The sequence below is a fragment of the Paenibacillus sp. cl130 genome (assembly GCF_900116035.1).
GTDB classification, from domain to species: Bacteria; Bacillota; Bacilli; order Paenibacillales; family Paenibacillaceae; genus Paenibacillus; species Paenibacillus polymyxa_B.
The window spans coordinates 96,223-111,313 of record NZ_FOYG01000002.1; the positions used below are offsets into that span (position 1 = coordinate 96,223).

A 15,091-nucleotide genomic window follows, 5' to 3' on the forward strand; every position below is an offset into this window, starting at 1 on the left:
AAACCATGTCAACCACAATAGACAAGATCTCTTCGCCTCCTTGTATGAAGACGACTGATTGCACAGACCCTGTCATTCATATTGACCCTACGCTCTGCACAGGATGCAGACGTTGTGCTGGGGTTTGTCCAGTAGATGCCATAGAGGGATTGCCCGGAGAACCGCAAACCGTTAATACAGACCGATGTGTTATTTGCGGTCAATGTGTACAAATATGCAGCGTATACGCATCTGACTGGGCAGGTTCATCTTCACAGGAAGGCGCCGCTAGACGGCTGGAACGTATCCAAGAACGCGATATGCCTGCCGACATCAGAGAGCCACTATTCGCTGCCTATTATAGCTACAACTTGAATAAGGTAGCCGATATGATGACCAAACCTGGACAGTTTCGGATCGTCCAATGTGCTCCAGCCATTCGTGTTTCACTCGCGGAGGAATTCGGAATGCCGTTCGGCACCTTGACGCCTGGGAAAATGGCTGCTGCTTTACGCCGCCTTGGCTTCGACCGGGTATACGACACCAACTTTGGAGCTGACGTGACCATCATGGAGGAAGGCACTGAATTGATTCGTCGCGTGACCGAAGGCGGTCCCTTACCCATGTTCACATCCTGCTGTCCAGCATGGGTCCGATTTGCAGAGATTGAATATCCCGATCTGCTAGACCATCTATCCAGCTGCAAATCTCCGATGCAAATGTTAGGAGCGCTAATCAAATCTTATGGCGCACAACTGGACGAGGTGGAACCTGCGAATATATACAGCGTTGCCATCATGCCCTGTACTTGTAAACAATTTGAATGCGATCGTCCCGAAATGGAATCTGACGGTTACCGTGATGTGGATGAGGTACTGACCACGCGTGAACTTGCAAACTGGATCAAGCAGCGCGGAATTGATTTTGCGAACCTGCCTGATGAAGAATTCGATTCACCGTTAGGACAATATTCAGGTGCAGGCTCCATTTTTGGAGTCACTGGAGGAGTCATGGAAGCTGCCATCCGTACAGGTTACGAGCTGCTGACAAATGAAAAACTGCCGAAGCTCCAGCTCGATTTTGTACGTGGTGAGGAAGGCATTCGAGTAGCTGAGGTTCAGGTAGGCAAGCTGCAGCTCAAGGTAGCGGTCGTCGCCGGGCTACAACATGCCTATCAGCTACTGGATCGTGTCCAGGCGGGCGAATGTGATTATCATTTTATTGAGGTGATGGGCTGCCCTGCTGGATGTATCAGCGGAGGGGGACAACCCAAGCTCATGTTAGAAAAGCAACGAATTGAAGCTTATCGGGCACGTAAATCCTCCATCTATGGACATGATGCTGCACACCAGGTACGAAAATCGCATGAGAACCCTCACATCATCAAACTTTATGATGAATTTCTAGGTGAGCCGCTGGGTCATGTGTCGCATCATCTGCTGCACACCACCTTCCAACAACGGGGGACCGGCAAGCAAAGCCACAGCAACACTATTTCCACCAAAGGGGATGCGGATTACTCCATTCATTAATACATTAAGTTATTTTTATGCTGTATACATTATTTTTGTCGTTAGTTAGAGAGGAGTCGAATTGTATGAACCGTTTTGTTTTAGCTGATCCCGATCAATGTATCGGCTGTCGTACCTGTGAAATCGCATGTGTCATCGCACATTCAGCGGAGAACCCTTTTATCTCGCCGGATGATGAGTTTCATTTTCACCCTCGTCTGAAGGTTATCAAATCATTTGGGGTCACTGCACCCGTTCAGTGTCGTCACTGTGAGGATGCTCCATGCGCCAACGCTTGTCCGAACGGCTCTATTACGAACGCAGATGGCTGCATTCTCATTAATAGCGAAAGCTGCATTGGCTGTAAAACCTGCATGATCGCCTGCCCTTACGGCGCGATTAACATGGTACCCGAGTATCGAAACGGGCAGCCTGTCGTGCAGGATGGATTGTATACCAATATGTCAGGACGCTTGCAACCCAAAGAGCGCATGATTGCCAGCAAATGTGATTTATGCGAAGGCGTGGACGGCGGTCCGGCCTGTATTGGTAAATGTCCAACACAAGCCCTCAAGCTGGTCGAGCCAGATCTGGTTCATGCCCGGGTTGAAGAAAAACGCGCTGCAAGTGCACGTCAGCTACTGCATATGACACGCATTCCGGCAACGGGTTTATGACCGAAGGTTTCCCTCTGCCTACAAATACGCGAACCGAGCGGGATGCGCTAGGAGAGATGGAAATTCCCGCAGATGCCTTTTACGGTATTCACACCGCACGCGCGATGAACAATTTTGTGGTCAGTGGCAGGCCCGTGAACCAAAACTTGATCCACGCTCTTGTGTTGGTAAAAAAAGTAGCCGCTCAAGTGAATGGTGAGCAGAAACGGCTTCCTGCCCAACGGGCCTCCGCCATTGTAAATGCCTGCGACGAATTACTCGCCGGGAGGCACCAACATATGTTTACCGTGGATGCCATACAAGGCGGTGCAGGCACCAGTACCCATATGAATGTAAATGAGGTCATTGCTAATTTGGCCATCGTACAGCTAGGAGGCAGACCAGGGCAGTATGAGATTATACATCCTCTGGATGATGTGAACTGCTGCCAGTCTACGAATGATGTCTATCCCACAGCGCTACGAATTGCAGCGATACGGCTGCTTCGACCTTTATGTGACACGATGTCTTCGTTACAGGATGCTTTACAGCACAAAGAAACGGAATATGCTGACCTGCTCAAACTAGGCCGCACTCAGCTAATGGATGCCCTGCCCATGATGGCCGGGCAGGGCTTTGGTGCCTACGCAAAGGCTATAGCGCGCGACCGCTGGCGTCTCTATAAAGCTGAAGAGCGGCTGCGGGAAATCCCTATTGGAGGCACGGCGATTGGCACAGGTATGAACGCGCCCCGCGCTTACAGCTATCGAATGGTCGAAAAGCTGGCGGATGAGACTGGTTTTGGACTGAGTCGCAGCGACCACCCGATGGACCCGATTCAAAATATGGATGTCTTTGTGGAGGTGTCTGGTCTACTCAAATCAGCCGCCGTGAATTTGTACAAAATATCTGGCGATTTTCGCCTACTGGCCTCTGGTCCTTTCGGTGGTATTGGCGAATACACGCTGCCTCCAGTTCAGGCCGGATCCTCTATTATGCCTGGCAAGGTCAATCCGGTAATAGCTGAAATGGCAGGACTAACAGCCATGCGTGTGATAGCCGAAGATGCGGCTATCACTATGGCCGCTGCCTCCGGTCAGTTGGAACTAAACGCATTCCTGCCGCTGATTGCCGAATCGCTGCTGGAATCGCTACATATTCTGAACAGCGCGGTTCGACTATTCGAGGAAAGATGCGTACGCGGCCTGATCGTGCGTGAGGAACGCTGCACTAAAAATCTGCGTAACTCAGCCGTGATGGCTTCTGCGCTGGTCGCGGAGCTTGGCTATGATGAAGCTGCCTCCATTGCATCTGCAGCCATTGTGCAAGGTCGCACACCAGAGGATATTGCAGAAGATCGCGGCCTACTGACCCGTTCGCGGATTGACCAATTATGCCATCCCTATACAGTAACCAAACCCGGAATTCCGGGGCAGGAAGAAGGAACTCACCATGGGAATGAATGATACCCCTCGTAGCAACCGACCACATATTGTCCTGCTCGGTCGCCGCAACGCAGGCAAATCCAGCATTCTGAACACCCTGACGGGTCAGCCCGTCGCTGTGGTATCTCCTGTAGGAGGAACGACCACGGACCCCGTTTTCAAACCGATGGAGCTGCTCCCAGCGGGTCCCATTGTTCTGGTGGATACCGCCGGACTGGACGATGAGGGTGAGGTCGGGGAGCTGCGCCGCAACAAAACGCTAGAAATACTTAATAGTACAGACTTGGCCTTGCTCGTTATCGACGCCACCGTTGGAGTCGGACCATTCGAGCATGAGCTACTCGAAAAGCTCCGCACCAAAAAGATTCCTGTTATTGGGGTATTGAATAAGATAGATACCCTTACTGAATCAGATAAAACGGCTACAAAGCTGGCAACTGAACTGGATCTCACCCTGATTCCTTTCAGTGCATCTTTGCTCCAGGGAGACACGGAACTGAAAAAATCTATCACTAATACACTCCCCCAAAATGAGGATCGTTTCCGTATCGTCGGTGACCTGTTGTCACCCGGCGATGTTGTTGTGCTGGTCGTTCCCATCGACAAAGCTGCACCAAAAGGCCGTTTGATCCTGCCACAGCAGCAAACAATCCGCGATACACTAGAGAGCGATGCCATCGCCGTAGTGACCAAAGAACATGAACTACGATTGACGCTGGAGAGATTGGGACGTAAGCCTCGCTTGGTCATTACCGATTCACAGGTTTTTATGAAAGTAGCGGCCGACACGCCCAAGGATGTACCTCTCACATCTTTTTCCATCCTGTTTGCCCGTCATAAAGGCGATCTGGACGAACTGGTACGAGGTGCAAGAGCCATTGATCGCCTCAAGGATGGAGACCGTGTACTCATTGCCGAAGCCTGCACTCACCAATGCCAATCTGACGATATTGGTCGAGTGAAAATTCCCCGCTGGCTCCGCCAAACGATAGGCAAACGTCTCATCATCGAGCATGCATCCGGCTCCAGCTTCCCTGATGATCTGAGCGAATATGCACTGGTTATTCATTGCGGTGCATGCATGCTCAATCGGCGTACGATGCTTCATCGAATGTCGGAAACGAAAGCTGCCGGAGTGCCGATTGTGAACTATGGTATTTTCATCGCTTATGTACAGGGGGTCTTTCCCCGTGCTATTGAATGCTTCCCATCTGCTATGCTGGCATGGGAGCAAGCTGTAGAAGCCGGCAGTTATTCCTAAAAGACCTTATCTCGTCATTAATATTTTTTTCCAGATACACAAAAGCAGTCGCGCTGATTCCAACGCGACTGCTTTTTATTTTCAAGTTCGATTATAAATCATGAGAATTTTGATAACGTGAAATGATACTACGAATAATATAAATTGCTAAAAATACAAATCACGCTCGCCTGCTTCCAGTCGTTCCAGTCTGTCAAGCGTCAAACGGCGCGTCGATTCACGTGGTATACGCTCCAGATTCTCTCGCAGAGCGGCAGCTCCCAGTTCACGCGCCTCCTCATCCCCATAATCCAGTAGATATTCTTGGAAGGTCAACAGCGAATTCGGCTGACACACATTATGAATTTGTCCTGATTTGGCAAGTTCCATGAAACGATCTCCAGTTCGCCCCTCGCGGTAGCAAGCTGTGCAGTAGCTCGGCATATATCCGCCACGGCACAGACTTTTAATAATTTCCGATGGTGAGCGATGATCCCCTACCTCAAATTGAGGCTTATCATCAGTTTCCTGTTTTGCATATGCCCCTACGCCTGTAGCTGAACCTGCACTAATCTGCGACACGCCTAGACCAATGACGCGGTCCCTATATTCCGGCTCCTCGCGTGTGGACAGGATCATACCAGCATAAGGGACAGCCAGTCGAAGAACGGATACAATTTTCATAAAATCCTCATCGTTGACCAGGTACGGATATCGCTCCAGGTCTACATTTTCAGCCGGACGCAATCGTGGAACTGAAACCGTATGAGGGCCACACCCAAAGGCTTCTTCCAAGTGCTCGGCATGTTTCAGCATCGCTACGGTTTCATAACGGAAATCATACAGACCGTACAACACACCGATCCCCACATCATCTATACCCGCACGCATGGCTCTGTCCATTGCGGTGGTGTGCCAATCAAAGTCCCGCTTTGGTCCCTGTAAGTGAAATTTACGATAGCTTTCCCGATGATACGTTTCCTGAAATAAAATATACGTACCAATGCCTACCTCTGCCAGCTTCCGATAGTCCTCCTCGGTTGTGGATGCAATATTCACATTGATCCGTCGAATGCTGCCGTTATCTACCTTGACCTCATAGATCTGGCGCAGACAATCGACGATATAGTCAATGGGACAATGGACTGGGTCTTCCCCCGCTTCCAGCACGAGCCGCTTGTGTCCCAGTTCTTGAAGCACTCTAACCTCCTCTACCAATTCCTCCGGTGTCAGACGGCTACGAGTAAAGCTGTCATTGGTATGTTTATAACCACAATATTCGCAGTTATTCACGCAGTGGTTGCTTACATATAAAGGGGCGAACAGTACAATTCGGTTGCCATAAATTTGTTCTTTGACTGCCCTCGAAGATTTGAACATCTCTTCCAATAATTCAGGATCATCCACATGCAAAAGAGCCGCCGCTTCACTCGCACTCAGTCCCCGGCAGGCTCTCCCCTTTTCTAAAATTTCTAAAATACGGTGTCGATCTGTTGCCTCTTGTTTCCCCTGCTCCACTGCTGCCATAATCTCTGCTTCATTAATAAAATCCGCCGACACTTTCTCCCGTACTCCACTCACGTATACCCATCTCCTTATTTATGGTTACTGCAATGTTTCCGTTATGGCCTCACAAAGTTTCCTGTCTCATAAGCTGTCGTTGCACCCTCAAACTATCGCCACGCCCCATATCGACTTCAAATCCCGCTCCACGGATCCGCAGCTCCAAGCAATGTCGACATTGGGCAGACTCATCGCCCAAACATATTTTATTCTCATAAATCGCATACTTAGGTCTCACCGCTAGTGGCGACAAATTGGGCATCACCACATTTGCCCCTGCCTGAAGCGCCTTCTCCCTGCCTTGGGGATGAATCGTTCCCATTGCCGTGGACGCCGGAATAAGTGCATCTGGAACGACCAATCGGGATAACGAAATAATATCGAGTGCCTTTTCCATGCTCCCCTGACTGGCATCCCGAAGCGGCGTGTTGCTATGCGGTAAAAAGGGGCCAATCCCGATCATATCTGGTGACAGGCTGTGCAGATAGACCAAATCGTCTGCTAATTCACTATTCGTTTGTCCTGGTAACCCCACCATACATCCGGCCCCGATCTGAAAGCCGATTCGTTGCAAAGCCAGCAGACGGCTGCGCCTGCTTTCCATCGTCATCGTCGGATGCAGCTTGGCGTACAAACGGGGGGAAGCTGTCTCATGCCGCAGCAAAAAACGGTCCGCGCCCGCCTCGTATAATTGCTCATAAGTTTCATCATCCCGTTCACCGATGGACAGTGTAACCGCCACATCCGCAAAACGGCTTTTAATTTCGCGAATCAATTTCGTCAGCCGGGCTGCTGTAAACCAGTAATCTTCCCCACTTTGCAATACAAAGGTCCGATAACCGAGTTCATACCCCTCCGCACAACAGGCCAGAATTTCTTCTGGCTGCAAACGGTAACGATCTGCCTGTTTATTCGAAGCGCGCAGCCCACAGTACATGCAGTCCTGACGACATATACTGGAGAATTCAATTAATCCCCGTAAAAAAACACCTTTGCCATAGCGCTCCAATTTGGTGCGAGCTGCCAGGTGGCGCAGTTGAGCCCGAAGCGTTGGCTCATCATCCAGACGTGTCAGCAGCTCCATCATTTCCATATGCGTCCATTCCTTGCCGTCAGCCAGACGCAGTAATAATTCGTCCGTGACTCATCCCTTCTTCCCTCGTCCATCCGGACTTCACATCATCAGCGGCTTGTACCGTACATGTATTATTCTAGCAATATCGGAGAGGATGTAACGTGATTAGTTTCACAAAAAATCCCATTTTATAAAAACCTCCTCCAACTTCTGCCCCAAAAAATACACATTTATATCAACACACAAAAAAGCTGTCTCTTCCTCTAATGGAAGAAACAGCCCTTGTCGATGGTTCTGCTTATTACTGAATCAAATCAATCGCCTGCTGGGGTACAAAATAATCAACGCCGTTAAATACAACTACACCGTTGAGCGTGGTATTTTTACCATTCAACGTAGCGACATTTTTGTATACCGGAAGCTCCAGCTTGTTACTGCCTTTGGTCACCGTAATGACTTTCGTGTCCGCAGTAAACTTGGCTCCTTTAGCTTCAAAAGCGGCTTTTGCAGGAACAAAAAGCTGCTTGCTGACCGTACCCAAATCCAGTCCAAGTACACGTGTCATATATTTATTAACATCTGTATTGTCGATTACACCGGTTGGACGGTCTCCGTTCGGCGCATACGTGTACAGCACGACATCGCCTCCTGTATGTCCGCCTGTAGTCCAGCCAATATTCGCACGTTTGCTAATGATCGGTCCAACAGCATAGTTCATGCTGCCTTCTTTGGCATCCTTAATGGTTTTTACTTCTTCGTCTGTCAAATCGGTGATGCCAAAATATGTGGAAAGCACCTCTTTAATATTGCTGCGATCTGCATTCAGCTTGGCTTCCAAGCCCTCACCCGTCAGCTTCGCTTTTTTCAGCGGGTCTATAAAAGAAGCTAAAGGTGTTTTGTCATAATTGCTAGTTGTATCGCTGCTACCAATCGTCAATCCACCGTTTCCGTGGTCTGTCACTGCTACGACGACTGTATTTTGGTTTTGTTTGGCGTAATCCACAGCAACTTTCACTGCATCGTCAAACGAAAGCACGTCACTAATAATTCCGGTTGGATCATTTGCATGGGCGGCCCAATCCACCTTACTGCCTTCTACCATTAAGAAGAAGCCTTTATCGTTTTTGGACAACACATCAATGGCTTTCGATGTCATTTCTGCCAGACTAGGTTCCTTGGATGCATCGCGATCCAGGTTATACGCAAGGGCTTCGGGAGAAAAGCTGCCCCAGAGCTTGCTGGAGGTCGAATTTTTCAACCCTTCAGGTGTCGTGACAAAGTCATAACCCTGGTCTTTAATTTGGGCTACCAAATCTTGGCCATCTTTACGCCCTGCTGCCTCCAAAAACTTACCGCCTCCGCCTAACACTACATCAACCCCGTTGTAGGCTTGCTGCATGCTGAGTGCATCATAATTTTTACGATCAGGATAATGTGCAGTAAAATCAGCTGGTGTCGCATGCATAATCTCCGAAGTCGCAATAATTCCAGTCGATTTTCCTGCCAGCTTGGAAGCCTCAAGAATGGAAGCTACAGGCTTTTTGGCGTCACCCGCTGCAATGGGTTGTTGTCCGGGCATTGTCGCTTCATCAGGAAGGACACCTACATACCCAGTATGAGATTTATGTCCTGTGGCAAAAGCAGTACCCGCTGGAGCAGAATCGGCAATTGGAGCATCCGCAGAATGCGTACGCACCATGCCGCTTGCCATGCTGTCTAACGTTAAGGAAGATCCTTTGTACCATCTAGCCAGTGCAGTGGCGTCATTAGCCATACCGTCTGGAATCAAAATAATTACGTTTTTAATCGACGTGTCCTTTTCGACTGCCATCGCCGTCCCACCGCTTACTGCTAGCATCATAGTCGCTACGAGTGCTGCCACCGATTTTTTCGTATGTATCCCCCAACATTTTAGCATTCAATTTCCTCCCAGACACTTTATTGTACAATCAGAACTAAGTCTAATCATACTTTGTCAGGAGAATGTTAAGGGGATTGTCTAACTATATTAAAGATGCTCTCTGGAGTATTGGTCTCACTCAAATTGTCCCTGAATTACCGATACGATACTTTCACGGAGTGCTTTGGCGTTTTGTGACTTATACGGATCAGCATTAAAAAGGATTGTATCTGCTGTGTAGTTTTCTTTTATACGTCCCAATCTGTCCCCATATCCCAAAATTTCAGCGGCGAACTCCGTGGCTGCCTGCCAAGCCTCTTTTCGAGTTAATCCACAGTCTATGAGTGTGTCTAATTCCTCAAGGTTACGTCCATGTAACGAAGGTGTGGCAAAATCTGTACCGAACGCAATTCGTACGCCTGCTCTTTTGGCATAGCTAACGGCTTTAGGGTGGGCTTCGGCGGCGCGGGCGGCGCGGTCACAAATTTCCCTGTCGAGTAAAAGAACTCCAGACGGGTCTGCAGCAATACGATAGATGGAAGCAGTAGGCACAAAGGCTGTCCTGGATTGCGCAAGCCGGTTGGCTTGATCCTCGGTCAAATACATTCCATGCTCTATAGATTCCACTCCAGCGTCAATAGACCAATCCACAGTAGGTCCGCCCCAGGTATGAACCATGACTTTTATGTTGCGTGCATGAGCACTATGCACAATTAGAGAGAATTCTTCCTCAGAAAAAATCGGGTCCAGCACTGTATCTGGCGACGAGCCTAGTCCCCCCGTTGCAAGAATTTTAATCCAGCTTGCCCCGGAATCAATAATTCCTGTTACCCGCCGTTCCAAATGCTTAAGACCTCGTGCGTCTCCGGCTCCAAGCATATCACCACTGGTATAAACTCTTAAAGGCTGGCTATAATGCTGACCTATATGCTTCACCGTACTTGGCAAAAGCCCACCTGCATCACGCACTGAAGTCACTCCAGCCTGGAAAGTAGCCTCAAAGGCTTGCGCCTGCATCACTTCGATCTCCAATTCATCGCGCTTCTCCTGATCAGTATGATTAAAATCCGTCCATGCCAAATGCGTATGAAGATCAATTACGCCGGGGCTAATCCATAAGTCGCCATCTGGACCATTTTGTTGAGTATGCGAGGATAAGGACTCTGCAATGGACGAAAAACGACCATTGGTGATTGTTATATCAAATCGTTTCCCATCAATCCCCGCCACAAATATATTTTTATAGGTTAACTCTTTTTGAATATTATTTTCCATCTTCATTCCCCCAAATTAACCTTTGGGCGGCAAGCGCATGATAAGGGTCTTGATGTACAAGCTCAGCAAGCGTTTGGATAGCTTCTTCAACGCTTTGTTGATTTGCCTTCGCCCCAAAATGGTTAATGCGTAAGAGTTTATTATGCAATTCTCCATCTCCGGGTGCGACAATGCCTATGGGCTGTTCGATATTGAAATTACCGCCTTGAGGAATCCGAACCGTTGTAGTCAACGTTGAGTAGCTATCTTTATTCCGCTGCCACGGTTCAAGGCCCAAGGCTTTAATGCCAGCAATTGCAGCAGATGTAGTTAAGCGATGGCGGCGGTTGACTGCTTCCAGACCTTCTTCTTCAATAAGCTTTAATGACTCTATAAGCGCACGGGCTTCCAAAACAGGGATGTTGGCAGGAACTCGCACGGGCGTCACATGATTAGGGGAACGCTTTAAGTCAAGCAAAGACAGTATGGAATTGCGCGGCGCATTTTTGTTGGAGGCCAGAAACTCCCAGCCACGGGGAGAAATCCCCACAGCGCTGATCCCGTTAGGCCCGGATAGTGCTTTTTGCGCCCCTACAGCTACAAAATCAATTCCCCACTCGTCCATGAGCACCGGTTCGCCCCCGATTGCAGAAACTGAATCTATCACGGTTATAATGTTTGATCTACGCGCAAGCTCCATGATTTCCCTTGTTGGATTAGAGCCTCCTGTGACCACTTCCGCCTGCACAAAAGAAAGCGCACATGGGTTATATCGCTCAATCGCTGCGGCGACTTCATCTACAGTTACCACATCATCAAAAGATGTTTTGAGTTCGATGACTTCTGCTCCGCCACGCGCAAGCCAGTTACCAAAAATCGTTCCATATGGACCTGTCACAATGTTTAGAATTTTACGGTCGGGCGCAGATATGCCTGCTGCTATGGCTTCAATTCCCAGGATCGCCTCGCCCGGTATGATTACCGGGGATTCTTGGGTGGACAGGAGTTTGGAGAGCAAGTTAGTTAGCGTATCAAACTCCGATATTGTAAGAGGTACAAATCCTTTATTATTTTGACTCATAAATACCTCCTGCAGAATGGGATATTGGCATTTTAGGAACAGCGGACAAAAGCTCACGGCTATAAGGCGTTTCAGGACGAGAAAAGAATTTCTCCTTGGGGTTGATCTCAACCAGCTTCCCCTGCCGCATTACAGCAACAATATCGCTTATGGCATTTATAACTCCCAAGTCATGAGAGATAAAAAGCATCGTAAGATTAAGCTCCGATTTGAGTGTGCTCAACAGTTCAAGCATACTCCGTTGTACCGAAACATCCAGTGCGCTCGTTGGTTCATCTGCGATAAGTATGCTTGGCTCAACGCTTAATGCGCGGGCAATTGCTATCCGCTGACGCTGACCGCCGGAAAATTCGTGAGGGAATCTGCCAAGGGCGCTTTCATCGATGTGAACACGTGTAAGCAGTTCCCTACATTTCTTGTCCACTTGAGCTCTGTCAACAATCTTGTGAAAAAGTAAGGCTTCGGCAAGGATTTGCCTGATCGTATGCTTTGGATTTAGCGAGGAATCCGGGTTTTGAAAAACCATTTGTATTCTTTTATGCTGCTCCCGGCTCCGTCGCTTGCCCAGAACCTGAGAACCCAGCATGATCCGGCCCTCATCCGGGGCGATCAGCCCGGCTATTACCCGCGCGAGGGTAGACTTTCCTGAACCCGATTCTCCCACAAGACCAAGCGTGGTACGCTCCTGCAGCTCCAGGCTTACTTGATCAAGCGCGGTGAACTTACCATAAGCAACCGTTATATTTTCTATCTGCAAGGCTGTTTTCATAAATCCGCGCTCCTTTCAAGATCCGGGAGAGGAAGCACTGAGCTTATCAGCAACTGTGTATACGGATTTTGCGGGTTTTGTAAAAGGGGCAAAGTGTCTCCCCGCTCTATGATTCTTCCCTCTTTCATAACGCAAAGCTTTGAGCACATCGAAGCAGCTACAGCAAGATTGTGCGTAACAAACACCATGGCAAAACCCAGCTCCTTTTGAAGACGTGAAATAACGTCAAGTATTTGCCGTTGAACCGTTACGTCAAGCGCAGTTGTTGGCTCATCACAAAGAAGGATGCCCGGCTTGCACGCCAAAGCCATCGCAATAACAACACGTTGACACTGGCCGCCTGAAAGCTGGCGGGGGTAACGGTCAGTATGCTTTAAGGAATCGGGAAGACCGAGCATTTCAAGCAGTTCCAAAGCTATTGTGCGCGCGACCTTCCGACTCACCTTCTGCCTGTAGTACACAACCTCGGCAAGCTGCCGGGCCACCGGGCAGAGAGGGTCAAGTGCCCTTATCGGGTCTTGAAAAATCATTGCGCATCTGCCATTGCTCCTAATATGCCCGCCAACTTGTTCAATACCGGAGGGAAGCAACCCTATGATGGAGCGAAGCGTGAGCGATTTTCCAGATCCGGATTCCCCCACAAGTCCTATACTTTCGCCCGCTTCAACTTTGAGACTCACATTGGTGACCAATTTATGATTCGATTGCGTCGCGAGCGACAAATTTTCCACTTCTAAAATTGGATTCATAGCATTCATTTTCTTCTCCATATATCTGCTAGCCCATCGCCCACAAGGGATAAGGCTATCCCTGTATATACTACCGCAAAGCCCGGGATTGCTGAAAGCCACCACTTAGTAGATATAAAGGGCTGCCCATCAGAAATCATAGTTCCCCAATCCGGAGTTGGCGGCGCAATGCCGATACCTAGATAGCCTAGCGTAACAATGGCTACAAGCAGAACAGCCATGTCCGTCATAAGCACTACCACCGCTTGCGGTAACACATTCGGCAGAAGATGGCGCAGTATGATTTTAATATCCGGGATTCCCAGAGTTTTTGCAGCGGCTATCCATTCCTGCTTGCGAAACGATGCGCTAAGACCCTTGACCACGCGCGCGTATACAATCCAGCCAACCAGGACAAATGTAATGTATATCCCCTGTTCACCCGTACCGCTTGCAAACGCCACTATAATTACAATCAAATAAAAAGGGAACGCAATAAACGTATCGGTCAAAAGCGTGATAACCGTATCTACCCATTTACCATAATACCCGGCAAGCATTCCCAGAAACACCCCCATACAAAAAGGGATGATCTCCGCCAGCACCATAATCTTCAAATCAGTCCGTGCGGCATAGATCAGCCGTGTAAACAAATCACGCCCCAGTTGATCGGTTCCCAGCCAGTGTTCGAAGGACGGGGGTTGTAAAGTTGCCGAAATATTTTGATCAGAAGGCTGGTAGGGGCTAATAACCGGTGCGAACACTGCAATACCTATGAGTAACGCAAACATAATACTGCCCCATAAAAGAGATGGAGTATTTAGTATTTTTCGCCAAGAGCGGTTGCTATGACCCGCCTTCTGAATCTGAAGATCTAATTGCGTGCGTTTCATTGTTCTCCTTTCGTCCTGGGATCAAGATACCCAGAAGCAACCTCAATCACGAAGCCGATGATGACCACAGATATCGCACAATAAAGAGCAATCCCCTGTATAACAGGAAAATCCCGGTTTGAAATGGCTGAAAATAACAGGCTTCCGATACCCTTGAGGCCAAAAACCTGTTCAATTACCAACGTGCCGCCCATCAGGTAGGCAATGTTTACGCCAAGCAGCATAAGAGCGGGAAGAGCGGAATTGCGCAGGACATGCTTTACCAATATAACCCGGTCGGGGATTCCCGCTGCCTTCAAGGTTACAACAAAATCAGATTCCAGCACTTCCAGCATCTGCGCTCTTAAAGAACGAACAAGCGAGGGAATTTGCGACAATCCGACAGTGATCGCAGGAAGGGCGAGACTGTACAAGATTCCAAGCCAGCCCTCGCCGACTCCCCCAACGGGGAACCAGCGAAGCCGAACGCTAAATACCAGAATCAGTAGCAGTCCAACCCAAAAAATCGGCATACCGAGCGTTACAGCAGGCAAGATGCGTATAATGTGGTCAAGCAGTCCGTCTTTATGTGTTGCCGCAAGGGTGGCCAGCACCAGCGAAACAATGATGGAAAAAAGACAGGTCATTGCAATGAGCAGCAGCGTCACAGGGGCCCGCTCTGCAATCAACTCTCTTGAAGAAGTCTCAAAAACAATCGAAACGCCGGTATCACCGTGTGTAAAGAAATTGTGCACAAAGCCTATAAACTGCTCCCAAAGAGAACGATCCAGCCCCAACCTATGGCGCATACTCTCAATAGCCTCAGCTGTGGCGTATTCCCCCAGAATCATTTTGGCGGGGTCTCCCGGCACCAGCCTTATGATGAAGAAGACTGCCACCACCACACAGATGACTACTGATGCCGCTCTTATCATAGCGCGCACAAGCCATTTGTGTGGGAAAGTTAGATTTGCAGACAATCCGGCAGACTTTTTAAATAAATTGTGGGCCGTCAAGG

Annotated in this window: 13 protein-coding genes; 4 read left to right on the forward strand and 9 right to left on the reverse strand. The window is 49.0% G+C overall.

Annotation, left to right across the window (positions count from 1 at the left end; translation table 11 throughout):
* The first annotated feature begins 5 nt into the window (after positions 1–5).
* The 4 genes from BM358_RS06770 (at position 6) to hydF (ending at position 4,852) form a co-directional block, all read left to right on the forward strand.
* Positions 6–1,511, forward strand: coding sequence for a [FeFe] hydrogenase, group A (locus tag BM358_RS06770; RefSeq protein ID WP_231517124.1), 1,506 nt, complete (start codon positions 6–8; stop codon positions 1,509–1,511).
* Between the two features lie 65 nt (positions 1,512–1,576).
* The gene (locus tag BM358_RS06775) at positions 1,577–2,167 is read left to right on the forward strand and encodes a 4Fe-4S dicluster domain-containing protein (protein WP_028540676.1); all 591 of its coding nucleotides are present in this window, start codon (positions 1,577–1,579) and stop codon (positions 2,165–2,167) included.
* Positions 2,164–3,612, forward strand: coding sequence for an aspartate ammonia-lyase (locus BM358_RS06780; RefSeq protein ID WP_028540675.1), 1,449 nt, complete (start codon positions 2,164–2,166; stop codon positions 3,610–3,612). The genes BM358_RS06775 and BM358_RS06780 overlap by 4 nt, the downstream gene beginning before the upstream one ends.
* The gene (gene hydF, locus BM358_RS06785) at positions 3,599–4,852 is read left to right on the forward strand and encodes a [FeFe] hydrogenase H-cluster maturation GTPase HydF (protein WP_028540674.1); all 1,254 of its coding nucleotides are present in this window, start codon (positions 3,599–3,601) and stop codon (positions 4,850–4,852) included. Before BM358_RS06780 ends, hydF begins: the two co-directional genes overlap by 14 nt.
* Positions 4,853–4,999: 147 nt before the next feature.
* On the opposite strand, the gene hydG is transcribed toward hydF, so the two are convergent.
* The 9 genes from hydG to BM358_RS06830 form a co-directional block, all read right to left on the reverse strand.
* Positions 5,000–6,412 carry a [FeFe] hydrogenase H-cluster radical SAM maturase HydG gene (hydG, locus tag BM358_RS06790; protein ID WP_013310651.1) on the reverse strand — a complete coding sequence of 471 codons (1,413 nt, stop codon included), beginning with the start codon at positions 6,410–6,412 and terminating at the stop codon, positions 5,000–5,002.
* A gap of 49 nt (positions 6,413–6,461) precedes the next feature.
* Complete coding sequence (gene hydE, locus BM358_RS06795) at positions 6,462–7,514, reverse strand: [FeFe] hydrogenase H-cluster radical SAM maturase HydE (protein WP_226887778.1); 1,053 nt, start codon at positions 7,512–7,514, stop codon at positions 6,462–6,464.
* Positions 7,515–7,770: 256 nt separating this feature from the next.
* Positions 7,771–9,387, reverse strand: a complete 1,617-nt coding sequence (locus BM358_RS06800; RefSeq protein ID WP_028540673.1) for an alkaline phosphatase — start codon at positions 9,385–9,387, stop codon at positions 7,771–7,773.
* A gap of 117 nt (positions 9,388–9,504) precedes the next feature.
* Entirely contained in the window at positions 9,505–10,644 is a 1,140-nt protein-coding gene (locus tag BM358_RS06805; protein ID WP_028540672.1) for an amidohydrolase family protein, read from the reverse strand.
* On the reverse strand, positions 10,634–11,704 hold the full coding sequence (locus BM358_RS06810; RefSeq protein WP_028540671.1) for a pyridoxal-phosphate-dependent aminotransferase family protein: 1,071 nt from the start codon (positions 11,702–11,704) through the stop codon (positions 10,634–10,636). Before BM358_RS06810 ends, BM358_RS06805 begins: the two co-directional genes overlap by 11 nt.
* Entirely contained in the window at positions 11,691–12,473 is a 783-nt protein-coding gene (locus BM358_RS06815; RefSeq protein ID WP_023989106.1) for an ABC transporter ATP-binding protein, read from the reverse strand. The genes BM358_RS06810 and BM358_RS06815 overlap by 14 nt, the downstream gene beginning before the upstream one ends.
* Complete coding sequence (locus tag BM358_RS06820; RefSeq protein ID WP_028540670.1) at positions 12,470–13,243, reverse strand: ABC transporter ATP-binding protein; 774 nt, start codon at positions 13,241–13,243, stop codon at positions 12,470–12,472. Before BM358_RS06820 ends, BM358_RS06815 begins: the two co-directional genes overlap by 4 nt.
* Positions 13,228–14,094 carry an ABC transporter permease gene (locus tag BM358_RS06825; protein ID WP_028540669.1) on the reverse strand — a complete coding sequence of 289 codons (867 nt, stop codon included), beginning with the start codon at positions 14,092–14,094 and terminating at the stop codon, positions 13,228–13,230. Before BM358_RS06825 ends, BM358_RS06820 begins: the two co-directional genes overlap by 16 nt.
* On the reverse strand, positions 14,091–15,089 hold the full coding sequence (locus tag BM358_RS06830; RefSeq protein ID WP_023989109.1) for an ABC transporter permease: 999 nt from the start codon (positions 15,087–15,089) through the stop codon (positions 14,091–14,093). The genes BM358_RS06825 and BM358_RS06830 overlap by 4 nt, the downstream gene beginning before the upstream one ends.
* Positions 15,090–15,091: the final 2 nt, after the last annotated feature.